This is a genomic window from Embleya sp. NPDC050493 (genome assembly GCF_044458105.1).
Classification (GTDB): domain Bacteria; phylum Actinomycetota; class Actinomycetes; order Streptomycetales; family Streptomycetaceae; genus Embleya.
Window position 1 is genome coordinate 125,037 of record NZ_JBITHP010000003.1, and the last position, 12,514, is coordinate 137,550.

Sequence of the window (12,514 nt, forward strand, 5' to 3'; positions counted from 1 at the left end):
ATCGGGAACGGTGCCGATGCCCGAGTCCTTCGATTACCCGATCCGCCCCTTACCCGCCACCAGTTGCTTGGCGACGACCGTGCGCAGGATGTCGTTCGTACCTTCGCCGATGCTCATCAGGACGGCGTCGCGGTACAGGCGTTCGACCACGAACTCCTCGGAGTAGCCGTAGCCGCCGTGGATGCGCATGGCTTCGAGGGAGTTCTTGATCGCGACCTCGGAGGCGAACATCTTGGCCATCCCGGTCTCCAGGTCGACCCGTTCGCCGCTGTCGGCCCGTACCGCCGCCCAGTACACGAGGAGGCGGGCCGCCTGGAGGTCGGTGGCCATGTCGGCGAGTTTGAGCTGGATCGCCTGGAAGTCGGCGATCGGCTGTCCGAAGGCGTGCCGTTGGCGGCTGTACGCCAGGGCGGCGTCGTATGCGGCCTGCGCGATGCCGACCGAGCGCGCGGCGATGTTGATCCGGCCGGTTTCCAGAGCGCCGAGCGCCTGTTGCAGGCCGCGACCCTCGACGCCGCCGAGGAGCCGGTCGGCGGGTACGCGGACCGCGTCCAGGCGCAGTTCGCAGCTCTCGGTGCCCTTGTAGCCGAGCTTGGGCAGATCCCGAACCACCTCGAAGCCGGGGTGATCGGTGTCCACGAGCAGGATGCTCATGCCCCGGTGGCGCGGCTCGGCGGTGGGGTCGGTCTTGACCAGGACGGGCAGCATCGCGGCGTGCCGGGCGTTGGTGATCCAGGTCTTGGCGCCGGTGACCACGTACGCGTCGCCGTTGCGCCGGGCCGTGGTCCGGATGCCCTGGAGGTCGCTGCCGGCGTCCGGTTCGGTGAGCGCGATGCCGCTGCGGCAGTCGCCGGTGGCCATCCCGGGGAGGTAGCGGGCGCGCTGTGCGGGGGTACCGTCGCGGGCGATCAGCGCGCACGCGAGCGAGTGGGTGCCCAGGGTGCCGGCCACGCCCATCCAGCCGCGTGAGATCTCCTCGAAGACCAGCGCGTAGGAGACCTTGTCCAGGGCGAGGCCGCCGTACTCCTCGGGGACGCTGATCCCGAACAGCCCGAGTCCGCGCAGGCCGGCGATGATCTCGGTCGGATGGCGATCGGTGTGCTCCCATTCGATCGCGACGGGGATGATCTCGCGGTCGACGAAGTCGCGCAGCGTCCTGCGGAAGAGTTCCTGGTCGTCGTCGAACGCGAAATCCATGGCTGTGCTCCCGGTCCGTGGGACGGCGTACGCTCACGCCGAGCGGGGGCGACGGCGCCACCGACCACCGACGCGGCCACCGGTGGCGGCTGACCGAGTCCTACCCAGCGGGGGACGTGCGCCTTCTCGTCCCGACACCGGAATCCGTCCGGTCGCCCCCGTAACCGTGGATACCGGATCCGCCAACTCGGCAGGCGGGTGTCGAAGCCGTGGGTCAGGCGGTCGGGGCCTCCTGGGCGGTGAGGAACTCGCCTGCCGGTGTTGCCAGAAGCCGTACGTTCGGGTTGTGGCTGAGCTTGGCGATCTCGATGTGGCGGGCGTCGGGCAGTGCCGCCGTCGCGGCGCCGGCGGCGGTGCGCAGCAGTGCGTCGCTGCGGCCACCGGACAGCACCAGCACCGGCATCCGGGCGCCGGCCCAGTCCGCCGGGTCGAGCGGCTCCCCGCGCATGTGCTCGGCCATCACCGCCCAGTCGTGCGCGGTGGAGTCGGCCACCGCGGTGAGCTTGGACCACATCGGGGTGATCCGCATCAGGCCCACGAACGGGGCCGGGATACCCATCGCCTGGGTCATGAAGTACCGCACGGTCTTCGCGGGTTGGTCGGCGGCGATCAATCCGTGCAGGGTCTCGGTCAGGTCCGCCGGCGGTACGTGGCGCGTGCGGTCGACGACGAAGGGCGGCTCGAAGGCCACCACGCGGCTGATCCCGGGGATGTGTCCGGAGGCGGCGGCCCGCAGCGCCAACACCGCGCCGGACGACCAGCCGAACAGCGCCGCGGACCCGCCCTCGGCGGCGACCAGCGCGGCCAGGTCGTCGATCTCGCGCGCCGCGTCGTAGCGGCCGGGGGTGTCACCGCTGTCGCCGCGGCCACGCCGGTCGTAGTTCACGGTGGTCAGCCCGTATTCCTCGGTCAGCAGCTCGGCCGACCGCATCATCTTCGGGAACTTCCGGTAGCTGAAGGCGCCGCCGACGAGGATCACCGTCCCCCGGCTGTCGCCCGCCGGCTCGTGCCGGTCGTAGACGATCGTGGTGCCGTCGGCGGATGCCACGGTGTGCGTTGTGCTCATGAATGCTGCTCCCATGAATGCCGATCCCATGTCCTGCGCCGCTGGTGCTCGCCGTTGTCGTGTCCACTGCGAGCGGCTGTGCTGGGTATGACCGGGCCCGACCCGCAAAGTCATCGCTCCGTCGGGGACGGTTTTCGGGCGCGTGGTGCCGCGCGGGCGAAGGCGGGGGTTTCGGGAGGGGAGGCGGCGCGCCGGGACGCCGGAAGGCCTGGCATGGATGCCGAGCGGAGTGCCCGGAGTTGCACCTTCCGTAGCGGCATGTGGTCCGGTGGACTCACGTCCCGCCCCACTGAGGAAGGCCCTGTTCATGTATTCGTCCTTCATCCCGCCGCGCCGGGTCAGGATCGGTGACGCGGCGGCCTTCGTCGGCACCACACCGCGGGCGATCCGTCACTACCACGAGATCGGCCTGCTCCCCGAGCCCGAGCGGGGCAGTGACGACCGCCGCCGCTACGGCTACGAAGACATGATCCGGCTACTGTGGATCCGCAAGATGGCCGACGCCGGGATCGCCCTGGACGACATCCGTGCCGCCTTCGCCGCCGACACCCATACCGCTTCCGCCGACGCCGACGGCGATCACGGCATCGCGAGCATCCTGGAACGGCTGGAGGAATCCCTCGTCGCGCGGGAAGCAGAACTGCGGCGGCACCGGACTGCCGTGCAGCGCATGCGCACCGAAGGCAGCAGGATGGGCCTGCTCTCCGACTTCGTCACCAGCCGCCTGGAGAGCCTGCCCGAGGGCTCCCTGCGCCGGGCGGACCTGGACAGCCTGCTGGTCACCGAGCGGATCTTCGGCCCACTCGGTGCGGCCGTCCAAGCCACCCGTTTCATCGCCCTGGCCACCCACCCGGATCTGCGGGAGGACTCCGACCGCATTGATGCCGCCGAGGATGCGCTCGATGACACGATCGCGGTCGACGACCCCCGCGTGGCCCAGGTGGCTGCCGAACGGCACGCCTTCGAAAAGGTGCTGCAAGCCGTCATCGAGGACTCCGGCCTGGCGCAGGGCGACGATGCGCTCTTCGACGCCTGGGACGCTTTGCACCCCGCTACCGCCGACGAGGATGAGGACGAGGCCGGCCAAAGCTCCGGCAGGGGGCAAGACACCACGAGTGCGGTCGAGGCCATCGGCAAGATGCCCTACGACTTCTCCCCGGCCCGCCTGCGCTGCATGGAATTGGCCGAAGAACTCGCCGCCCACGAGTCACCCGCTTCCTGAAACACGGCCTGGTCCCGGGCGGCCCGCCGGTATGCGCAGACGTGGACTCCGCTGCTGCCGACCACGGTCGAGACAGCCGGGGCACGGGGCCGGATCGGGCGGGGCCCCTCGGGTTCGGCCGGCATGCGACGGTCAGTATGCGACGGTGAAGCGGGCGCGGCGGTGGCGCGGTTGCTCCGCCTCGTCGATGAGGGCGACCGCGAGGTCCTCGACGGAGATGGCCGAGACGCCGTCGTTGTCGACGAGGAGTTCGTCGGTGCCCAGTCGGAAGGTACCGGTGCGGATGCCGGGCTCCAGGTTGGCCGGCGGGCTCAGGTAGGTCCAGTCGACCTCGGTGTCGGTTCGGAAGACGTCGAGCTGGGCGTTGCAGGCCAGGGCGATGCCGCGCCACGCGGTGGGCACGAATCGCGGGTCGTCGACCGCCAGGGTGTCGCCGTCGCCCGGCACGGTCAGGCTGCCCGCGCCGCCGACGGTCAGCAGGCGTACCCCCGTGCCGGCCAGCCCGGACAGCAGCGCCTCGGCGGTGTCGGCCAGCGCCTGTTCGTTGCCGGGTGCCGGGCGGGTGGCGCTGATCACCACGTCCCTGCCGGCACCGAGCGTGGCCACGTCCTCGATTCGGGTGGCGTCGCCGACCCGGGCCTCGGCTTCGGGGTGCAGCTCCGGGAAGCGGGCGGCGTCCCGGACCACGGCGGTGACCTCGTGGCCTCGGGACAGGGCCTCGGAGACGACTCGGCTGCCGACGCTTCCGGCTGCTCCGAACACGGTGATGCGCATGATGGTGTGCCCCTTCGGGATGGTCGATCGATGGGTCGGTCGACGGGTCGGTCGAGGTCGGTCGACGGGTTGGGTGACGGGTTGGGCGATGGGTCGATCGGAGGGTGGCGGGTGGGCCGGCGGTTTCGGGCGTGGTTCGGTCGACAGCTCAACCGTATGGTTGATTCCTTAGTGCTAAGGAAAAGATACCTCAACGCTAAGATAATTGGGAAGGGGCAGTCGACCCGGATCCGTGGATCGGCTCGGTTAACCTGACGCCGTGGCAGATCACGTCGACCTTGTGCTGGAGCAATGGGGTACGCAGCGCCCCGACCTGGACGCGTCGCCCATGGCGGTACTCGCCCGGCTGTCCCGCGCCGCGCGTCTGGCCGGCGCCGAACTTGCCCGGACGTTCGGCGAACACGGGCTCGACGCCTCGTCGTTCGACGTACTCGCCACGCTGCGCCGGCACCCGCCACCGCATCGGCTGAGCCCCACCGAACTGATGCGGGCCTCCATGGTCACCTCGGGCGCCATCACCCAGCGCCTGGATCGACTGGAGGCGCGCGGCCTGGTGTCCCGCACCACCAGCGCGTCGGACGGCCGCGGTGTCCTGGTCGCCCTCACCGACGAGGGTCGCGAACTGATCGACCGGGTGTTGCCGGCGCACCTGGCCACCGAACGCCGCGTGCTCGCCGCGCTCGGCGTCAAGCAGCGGGCCGCCCTCGCCGACGGGCTCCGCACGCTCCTGGAATCCCTGGGCGACGGCACGGACTGACGACCCGGTACGCCGGGCCCGGCGTGCGACCCGCGCGGCCGTCCCGGGCGGGGGCGTATACGGATCGCGAATGGAACGGTCCTCGAACGGATAGCAGTACGCGCATGGTTCTTCACACGCGTTCCGTGCAGGTCGCAGCGTCCACCGACCGGGTGTACATGCTCTTGTCCGACACGGACAAGCTTCCCGAATACTTCCCTCCGGTGACCGCCGTCCGGGCCACCGCGGGCCGCGCGGTGGTGGTGACCGCCGGCGAGACGGCGCATTCCGTCGCGGCCGAGGTCGACCTGGATCGGGACGGCCCCGGCACCCGGATCGAATGGATCGTGCGCGGTACGCCATACACCGGCATCGTGATCGTCCAGGACGGCCCGAGCGACGTGGACAGCATCGTGACCGTCATGGTCGACGACGGCCAGGAACCGCTCGACCTCGGCGCGGTCGAACGCGAGCGCCTCCACGACGCGCGCCAGTTCGGCGGCAAGAAGGGCCACGAGGCACTACCCGTGGACGCGCTCACCCGCCATCGCCAGGCCGGCACGGACGCCGACCTGGCCATCGGCGACATCCTCGAACGCGGCCTCGACCACCTCCGCGCCTACGTCGAAACCGGCCGACGACAGGTCTGAAGCCGACCCACGCGCACCCCGACCGACCCGGCTCGCGCCGGTCGTCGCTCGGGGTGCGTTCGTGTTCGGCCCGTCGGCGGCCGGCCCGGCCGGATCCGTCCGGCGGCGGCCCGGGTGCGGTGCCGAACTCCTGTAGCGCGCGGGGCGGTTGGCCGCCGGCGCGAAAGGCGGCTCGTGCCACGCTGCCCGCCTCGCCCCCGCCCCGTGCCCCCGCTGCATTGCGCAACTGCGACTGTTGGATCCCGGCCCTTTCGCTGGTGGCCGAGGCCGAGGGCGGCGACATCATCGGACACGAGCTGTCCTCCTGGGGTCGTATCGGCCCCGTGCGCGTGCCGAACCTCAGCCTGCTCGGCGTTCACCCCGGCCATCGGCGCCGTGGGGTGGGATCGGCCCTGGTCCATGCGTCGCTTGCCGCAGCGGATGCCCTTGAGGCCCCGATGGTCGTCGTACTCGGTGACCCGGACTACTACGGCCGGTTCGGCTTTCGGCGAAGCACGGATTTCGGGGTCGTCGGTCAGGAACTCGCCTGGGAGCACATGTTCCGGATCCGAACTCTGGCTGCCTACGATCCGGTTGTGCAAGGTGAGTTCATCCACCCCGATCCTTTCGACCACGTCTGAGGTCGATGCGGAGCTCCGGTCCGGCCATGGGGCTGCTCGGCGTGGTCGGGGTTCGGATCATCCCGCCGACCGGATGAAGACCGCGGCGCGGTGGACGCCGGCAATGCGGATGGCGGTGGTCTTGTCGTTTCGCGTGGCCGGGCGGCGCCACTGCCTGGGGTTGTTGAGGCGGCAGCGTTCGATCGTGTTGCGGAGCTTGTGGCCTCGGGTCGAAGGCCGGAGCGCGACCGCCGCGTTCGCCGAATCGCTTACGGTCCGCGACTCGGTCGGCGGGCTGGGGGATCACCGCCCGGAGCCCGCGCCGAGGCGGATGGGAACGGCTCGGGCGGGATGGCGTGTCCGCCAAGACCACGTCCGGGGTCGTTCCGGGCCGCTCGATCCGCCGCACACGTAAGTGGGCCATGTCTGGGCGAAGGCTGGAGCGTCGCCTGCGCGGCCCGGCGTGCTGACCAACGCGAGGGGCGGCAGCAGGCGTCGACGGCGAGATGGAGTGGTCGGTCCTGCGCGGGACCGGCCGGTGGGAACGGGCGGCGGGACCTGCCGAGGGCATGGCCGTGCGGCCCGTCGGTGGGGGCCGCTTTGCGACCGGTCCCGGCGGCCGGTGGGCACGGACGATCGTGGAGTCGACGGTGACGACCCGGTCGAGGTCACCTTGGGTGTCGACCTGTCCGAAAGAAACGGCCTGGGGGGTTTTGACGGAGTCTTGACACCACTTCTCGAGGGGCTTAATTTTCTCTCACTCTGAAATATTTTCACTCTGAGAGGTGAACATGGCGGAGACGGCCGATGCCCGGTGGGCCAACCGCTCCAGCCTGCTTGCGGTGTTGTTGGCCGGTGGGCAGCACAGTCGGGCGGGGCTCACCCAGCAGACCGGGCTCAGTGCGGCCACCGTTTCGCGGGTGGTGGAGGGGCTGCTCGACGAGGGCCTGGTTCGGGAGGGCGCCGCGTTGCAGACCGGGCGGCGGGGGCGGCAGGGCGTGGTGATCGAGGTGGCCGCCGAGCGCGGGGTCGCGGTCGGCGTCGACCTGGGCGGCACCACCTGCCGGTTCCTGGCCACCGACCTGCTGGGCCACGCGCCGCGCTACCGCGAGGAGCCCACGCCCCGACACCTGGCGGCGGACGACCTCGCGGACTGGCTCGCCGAGCGGGTCCGCGCGCTGTACGCCGACTCGGCCGCGCCCGATGTGTTGCGTGCAGGCGTGATAGGTCTGCCCGGCGCGGTCGCGGCCGACGGGTTGGGCGTGCGTGGCGCGACCAACCTTCCGCAGATCGAGGGCGACCTGTTCACCCGCCGGGTGCGCCGCGCGCTGGAGGGCACCGTCGCCTTCGGCAACGACGCCGATCTGGCCCTGGAGGGCGAGTTGCGGCACGGCGCCGCCCGTACCGTCGACACCGCCGTGATGTTCACCGTCGGCGCGGGCTTCGGCGCCGGCGTGGCCGTGGATCGACACATGCGGGGCGGACCGACCGGTCTGGTCGGCGAGTTCGGCTTCCTGCCGGTGGACTCCGAAGACCGGACCGTGGAGGAACTGGTGGGCGCCGAGGGCCTGATGCGGGCCGCCCGGGAGGCCGGCCTGGACGTGGCCACCGCCGCCGATCTGTTCGTCGACTCCTCGCCCGCGGCCCGCGCCGTGATCGACCGGTTCGAGCGTGCGCTCGGCGTGGCGTTGATCGCGGTCACGATCGCCTACGAACCCGAACTGGTCGTCCTCGGCGGTCGGGTCTCGGCCTCGATCGACGCCGCGATGACCACCCGCCTGCGCGAACGGGTACGCCGACGATTGCCCGCGTGCCCCGAGCTCGTGCACTCCGAACTGGCCGATCTCGCGGGCGCGTTGGGTGCGGTCTCGCGCGGACTGACCGCATTGCGGGTCCGCTTCGACGTCGCGGCGGACGCGGCGGCAGCGGTCCGGGCCGACCTGGAACTGTCCGCGCTGCTCACACCGAGCACCCGCTGACGGCGCATCCCCGCCGACCACCCATCCCGCTGACAGCTCACCCCCGCTGACGGCTACCCGCCACCACCGGGCAACGGAACGAACCGCGGCGACCGACCCCACGAGACGACCCGCGACGACCCGCGAAGCGCACGCGACTACCCCGCGAAGCGCACCGCGACGACCCGCGAAGCGCCCCGCGGCCGTCCAAGCCCACCCCCGACCCCGGCCGGCTACGCGTACCGACGCAGCCGACCGGCCCCGACGCAGATCGCGCCGCCGTGCCGAGCGGCGGCCCGCGCACCCTCAGGGGTCCGTCCCACCCCACCGAACCGCCTGGAGTACCACCGATGTCCACCCCACTGCCGTCGAAGGGCGGGTCCCTCCGCCGGAACACGTTGTCCGTGTTCGGTGCCGTCGCCATGTGCATGGCCTTCATGGGCCCCGCCACCAGCGTCGCGTTCAACACGCCGCCCGCCGCGGCGGGAGCCGGGTACGCGCTGCCCCTGGCCATCGTGCTCGCCATGGTGGCCAGCCTCCTGGTCGCCAACACGATCGCCGCGTTCGCCCGCAAGCTGCCGGCCGCCGGCTTCGCCTACACCTACAACAGCCACGGCTTCGGCAAGTCCGGCGGCTTCCTCTCCGGGTGGCTGCTGCTGCTCACCTACGGCATGGTCGGCCCGATGTTGTTCGCCGCGCTCGGCGGATACAGCCACGACTTCCTGGACAGCCAGTTCGACGTCCGGGTGCCGTGGCAGGTGATGTCGTTGGCGTTCGCCGCCGTGGTGTGGGGCGTCAACTCGCTCGGCGTGTCCAGTTCGGCCAAGACCGCGTTGATCTTCCTGGTCCTGGAGGTCGGCGTACTGCTCGGCCTGGCCGGGGTGATCCTCGGCGACGGGGGCGACTCCGGCCTGTCGGTGGCGCCGTTCGACCCGGCCCATTCGATCGACGGCTTCAGCGGCCTGGGCACCGGCATGTTGTGGGGCATCCTGATGTTCATCGGCTTCGAGTCGGTGGCCACCCTGGGTGAGGAGGCGCGCGGCGCCAAGCGCAGCATCCCGCTCGCGCTGTTCACCGCGGTCGCGGTGATCGGCACGTTCTATGTGTTGATGGCCTACTCGACCTCGATCGGCTTCGGCTCCGCGCACGGCTCCCGACTGGCCGAGGACGCCGCGCCGTTGACCACCCTGGTGGACCGCTACTGGGGCGTCACCTGGATCCTCGCGCTGACCGTGATCGTCAGCCAATTCGCCAACGTCGTCTCCGGCTCGAACGCCGCCGTGCGGGTGCTGTTCTCGATGGGCCGCGAGGGAGTGCTTCCGCGCTTCCTGGGCCGGACCAACGAACGGCACGTGCCGCAGTCGGCGATCAGCGCCTACCTGGGCTTCTCGCTCGTCTTCGCGCTGGTGCTGGGCAGCGGCTTCGGCGGCGACCTGGGCCCGCTGGGCGTGTACGGGTTCGCGGGCACCATCCTCGGGCTGGGCATGGTGATCATCTACATCCTGATGAGCATCGCGGTGATCCGCTTCTACCTGCGCGAGCACCGCGGCGAGTTCTCCATGCTGCGGCACGGGATCCTGCCCGGCGCGACCGTGCTGCTGATGCTGCTGCCGATATACGGCCAGCTGTGGCCGGTGCCCGATCACCCGAACAACCTCGTGCCGTACGTGATCGTCGGCTGGATGGTGCTCGGCACCGCGTACCTGGTCTGGGCGCACCGCTCGCGTCCGCAGGTGCTGGCCGCGATGGGCCGCGTGTTCGAGGACGAACCGGACGCGGCGGCTGCGGAATCGGGGGAGGGGGCGATACCCGTGCCGCTCGGCCGGACCTGACCCACGCCGGGCAACGCCACCCGGCGTCCCGCCTCCGCCGACCTCCCGGCATTCGCCCATCCGCTCGACCGGCGCTTCCATCCCCGTTCCCCCGCCTCGTCCGCTCGTCTCAAGGAGAGCCTCGCGATGTTCCTCGACCGACTCCTCGCCCACAATCGCCCGTTGATCGAGGCCGTCGTGACGGCACATCAGGAGGGCCGCCTGCTTGCCAACACGTACGTGGCGGACCTGGACACGGTCGCCCGCAACGCCGCCACGATCGCCGAGGCCGCGTCCTCGCGGGGGTTGTCCACGTACGTCATGGCCAAGCAGTACGGGCGCAATCCCGACGTCACCCGCACCGCGATCGAGGCCGGGCTCGGTCCGGTGGTCGCGGTGGACACCGCCTGCGTGTCGGCCGCGGTCCGGCACGGCCTGCCGGTCGGGCACGTCGGGCACCTGGTGCAGCCGCATCGGGGCAGCGAGGACTTCGTGGTCGCCGCCGACCCCGAGGTGGTCACCGTCTTCTCGGTGGACGCGGCGCGGCGGATCGGCGCGGCGGCGGTACGGCGCGGCGGCGCGCCCGTGTCGGTGTTGCTGCGCGTGCACGATGCCGGGGACCGGTTCTACTTCGGCCACGGCGGCGGCTTCCCGGCCGCCGACGTGGTGGCCGCGGCGCGCGAGGTCGCCGCGGTGGAGGGCGTCGCGGTACACGGCGTGACCACGTTTCCGTGCCTGCTCGCGGATCCGGAGCAGCGGCGGATCGTGGCGACGCCCAACCTGGCCACGATCGTCGCGGCGGCGGAGCGGTTGCGTGCGGCCGGGTTCGACATCCGTCAGGTGAACGCGCCCGGGACCACGTCCGCGCGTTCGCTGACGATCGCCGCCGACGCGGGTGCCACGCATGTCGAGCCGGGCAACGCGATCCACGGGACGACTCCGCTGCACGTGTTCTCCGAGGAAGCGCCGGAGCAGCCCGCGATCGTGTACGTGACCGAGGTGTCGCACGTGGACGGGGACGACGCGTACGCGTTCGCCGCCGGGCACTACGTCGACAAGGTCCTGGGCGACTTCGAACTCACCGCGCTGGTGGGCCGGGACGCGGCGACCGCGGTCGAGCGGCAGGTGCGGGTGGATACCGCTCCGGACGGGGCGATCCACTACTACACGGTGCTTCGGGATGCGCGCCGGCTGGGGATTCGGCCGGGCGACACGGTGGTGATGTGCTTCCGGCCGCAGGCGTTCGTGACGCGCGGACGCACGCAGTCGGTGGCCGGGCTGCACGGGGCCGACGCGGGTGCGGTGGTGTGGGGCGAACGCTACGACGCGGAGGCGCGGGTGGTGGGTGATCCGTCCTGACCGGGCCGATCCGACGGCCGCCGTCTCCCTTGCCCATGCCATTCGTGCTTGACCGACCCGAGGATTGTGACGATCGTGTTCGACTCCGCCGACCTGGTCGACCCGCCGCTGCCGCGCGACTCCCTCGGGATAGTCGCGCTCGACATCGGCGGGACCAAGACGGCCATGGCCGCCATCGATGCGACCGGTACGGTGCTCGCGCAACGACGGGTCGCCACCCGCGAGCCGGGCGAGGACATGACGCATGCGCTGGATCGACTGCTGCGATTGGCCCGGGAGCAGGTTGCGGCGGCGACCGGGGACGGGCGGCGCGAGATCGTGGCGGTGGGCCTGGTCTGTCCCGGCACGGTGACCTCGGCCGGGGTGGAGTTGTCGCCGAACCTGCCCGGGATCGAGAACGTGGACGTCCTCGGCCTGGCGCGGGAGGCGTTCGGGGCGCTTCCGGTGGTGGTGGCCAACGACGTCAAGGCGGCGGGGCTGGCCGAGTTGCGCTCGGGCGTGCTGGTGGCGGCCGATCCGGGGCTGTTTGTCAACCTGGGTACGGGAGTTGCCGCCGCGCTCACGGTCGGCGGCCGGGTCGTGGGCGGCGCGCGGGGCGTGGCCGGCGAGATCGGGTATTCGCTGGTGCCGGGTCGGCCGGACGAACCGGACCTGGAATCGTTGATCGGCGGCGGCCCTCTCGTGGCCCGGACGCAGTCCCTGTACGCACTCGCCGGCAACGGCCTGCCGCCGGATGCGGCGGCGATCCTGACCTCCGCCGACCCGCGCCTGCGGGCGGTCGCCGAGCATGCCCTCGAGGTGCTGGCGGCCCATGTCCTGAACCTGTATCTGGCGCTGGATCCGATGCGGATCGCCTTGGGCGGTGGGCTGATGGCCGTGTCCGAGCGGGTGCTCGACGTGCTGCGGGGTTTTCTGGCGAAGCACGCTCCGGGCCCGGTCGATCCGGGGGAGGTGATCGTGGCGGCCCGCTACATCCACGACGGGGCGCTGCGGGGCGCCGCCGCGCTTGCGTGGGACGTGGCCGGGGGTGAGCGGCCCGGGTGGGCTCTGGTGACGTGACGGTGGTCGTTCCGCTCCGCGGCCGGGTGTGGCGGGCGCGGGTTTCACGGTTTGGTTTTCGGTCCTGGTTCGAAATCGATCGA

The 12,514-nt window shown here is 71.5% G+C and carries 11 protein-coding genes; 8 read left to right on the forward strand and 3 right to left on the reverse strand.

The genetic code is table 11. The features are described from left to right. Nucleotides 1-33: 33 nt before the first annotated feature. Nucleotides 34-1,197, reverse strand: coding sequence for an acyl-CoA dehydrogenase family protein (locus ACIBM5_RS07360; protein ID WP_396005866.1), 1,164 nt, complete (start codon nucleotides 1,195-1,197; stop codon nucleotides 34-36). Between the two features lie 214 nt (nucleotides 1,198-1,411). Continuing rightward, the gene (locus tag ACIBM5_RS07365) at nucleotides 1,412-2,263 is read right to left on the reverse strand and encodes an alpha/beta fold hydrolase (RefSeq protein WP_396005867.1); all 852 of its coding nucleotides are present in this window, start codon (nucleotides 2,261-2,263) and stop codon (nucleotides 1,412-1,414) included. A gap of 307 nt (nucleotides 2,264-2,570) precedes the next feature. Between ACIBM5_RS07365 and ACIBM5_RS07370 the strand changes: the two genes are divergently transcribed. Beyond that, entirely contained in the window at nucleotides 2,571-3,485 is a 915-nt protein-coding gene (locus ACIBM5_RS07370; protein WP_396005868.1) for a MerR family transcriptional regulator, read from the forward strand. A 132-nt stretch (nucleotides 3,486-3,617) separates the two neighbouring features. On the opposite strand, the gene ACIBM5_RS07375 is transcribed toward ACIBM5_RS07370, so the two are convergent. After that, nucleotides 3,618-4,259 carry an NAD(P)-dependent oxidoreductase gene (locus ACIBM5_RS07375; protein ID WP_396005869.1) on the reverse strand — a complete coding sequence of 214 codons (642 nt, stop codon included), beginning with the start codon at nucleotides 4,257-4,259 and terminating at the stop codon, nucleotides 3,618-3,620. Between the two features lie 259 nt (nucleotides 4,260-4,518). Here ACIBM5_RS07375 and ACIBM5_RS07380 point away from each other — a divergent pair, with 259 nt between their 5' ends. The 7 genes from ACIBM5_RS07380 to ACIBM5_RS07410 all read left to right on the forward strand — a co-directional run bounded on the left by ACIBM5_RS07380 (nucleotide 4,519) and on the right by ACIBM5_RS07410 (nucleotide 12,431). Then, nucleotides 4,519-5,016, forward strand: coding sequence for a MarR family winged helix-turn-helix transcriptional regulator (locus ACIBM5_RS07380; protein ID WP_396005870.1), 498 nt, complete (start codon nucleotides 4,519-4,521; stop codon nucleotides 5,014-5,016). Between the two features lie 104 nt (nucleotides 5,017-5,120). Next, a complete protein-coding gene (locus ACIBM5_RS07385) occupies nucleotides 5,121-5,645 on the forward strand; it encodes an SRPBCC family protein (RefSeq protein WP_396005871.1) in 525 nt (174 codons plus the stop codon). Between the two features lie 119 nt (nucleotides 5,646-5,764). After that, nucleotides 5,765-6,265, forward strand: coding sequence for a GNAT family N-acetyltransferase (locus ACIBM5_RS07390; protein WP_396005872.1), 501 nt, complete (start codon nucleotides 5,765-5,767; stop codon nucleotides 6,263-6,265). A 770-nt stretch (nucleotides 6,266-7,035) separates the two neighbouring features. Further along, nucleotides 7,036-8,223, forward strand: coding sequence for an ROK family transcriptional regulator (locus ACIBM5_RS07395; protein WP_396005873.1), 1,188 nt, complete (start codon nucleotides 7,036-7,038; stop codon nucleotides 8,221-8,223). 329 nt (nucleotides 8,224-8,552) lie between these two features. Continuing rightward, the gene (locus ACIBM5_RS07400) at nucleotides 8,553-10,034 is read left to right on the forward strand and encodes an APC family permease (protein WP_396005874.1); all 1,482 of its coding nucleotides are present in this window, start codon (nucleotides 8,553-8,555) and stop codon (nucleotides 10,032-10,034) included. Between the two features lie 126 nt (nucleotides 10,035-10,160). After that, nucleotides 10,161-11,372 (forward strand): alanine racemase, encoded by a 1,212-nt coding sequence (locus ACIBM5_RS07405; protein ID WP_396005875.1) that lies wholly within the window; start codon nucleotides 10,161-10,163, stop codon nucleotides 11,370-11,372. Nucleotides 11,373-11,447: 75 nt separating this feature from the next. Beyond that, nucleotides 11,448-12,431 (forward strand): ROK family protein, encoded by a 984-nt coding sequence (locus ACIBM5_RS07410; RefSeq protein WP_396005876.1) that lies wholly within the window; start codon nucleotides 11,448-11,450, stop codon nucleotides 12,429-12,431. Nucleotides 12,432-12,514: the final 83 nt, after the last annotated feature.